The organism is Myceligenerans crystallogenes, assembly GCF_039529775.1.
In the GTDB taxonomy this organism is placed as follows: domain Bacteria; phylum Actinomycetota; class Actinomycetes; order Actinomycetales; family Cellulomonadaceae; genus Myceligenerans; species Myceligenerans crystallogenes.
The window spans coordinates 1-716 of sequence record NZ_BAAANL010000021.1; the positions used below are offsets into that span (position 1 = coordinate 1).

Here is a 716-nt window from a genome sequence, read left to right on the forward strand (position 1 = left end):
TTTCCAGCTCGGCACAGGCTTTGGCCCGCCGCGCGCCACCAGTGATGGCCTCATTGATCAGAGCAACGGCAGTTTGGCGATGTGGGGTGCTGATCATGCGTCCTCGTCGCCCCCCCAGATCGCTGCCGCCTTTTTTCGCAGAACAAGGAGCGCTGCGGTTTCGGCCAATGCGCGGTCTTTGCGGGCCAATTCCCGCTCCAAATCCTTGACCCGCTTTTTTTCTTCTTTGGTCGCGCGACCAAGACGCGCACTACTGGCACGATCCCAGTCATTCGCCTGCTCACAGGCCGCACGCCACGCTGCAATCTGCGCTGGAAAAAGCCCGCGCTTGCGGCAGTATTCGGCCAGATCGGCTTCGTTCAGCGCCGCCGTTTCCAGAACCGCCGCGAACTTATCACGCGAGGACCAGCCCTCGGGCCCAGCATCAGCGTCAGGCATAAGCTGCCCCTTGCCGCGCGCCTCAGCCCGCCACTTGTGCAATGTCGCCTCGGAAATCCCCTCCTCCTGCGACAACTGCCGTATGGCCACGTTGTTCGGCGGCAGCATCCGCTTCAGCACCGTCGATTTTCGTTCCGGTGAATATCCCAAATCATCTTCCTATCCCGCCCACCTGAGAAATAGAGGAAAAGTAGAGCGGCGGACAACTACCCTGACACAGGGGGCACGCCACGCTGCAATCTGCGCTGGAAAAAGCCCGCGCTTGCGGCAGTATTCGG

1 protein-coding gene is annotated in these 716 nt (G+C 61.2%); it reads right to left on the reverse strand.

Annotation, left to right across the window (positions count from 1 at the left end):
* Positions 1-93: 93 nt before the first annotated feature.
* The gene (locus ABD208_RS20380; RefSeq protein ID WP_344106643.1) at positions 94-588 is read right to left on the reverse strand and encodes a transposase; all 495 of its coding nucleotides are present in this window, start codon (positions 586-588) and stop codon (positions 94-96) included.
* Positions 589-716 lie beyond the last annotated feature (128 nt).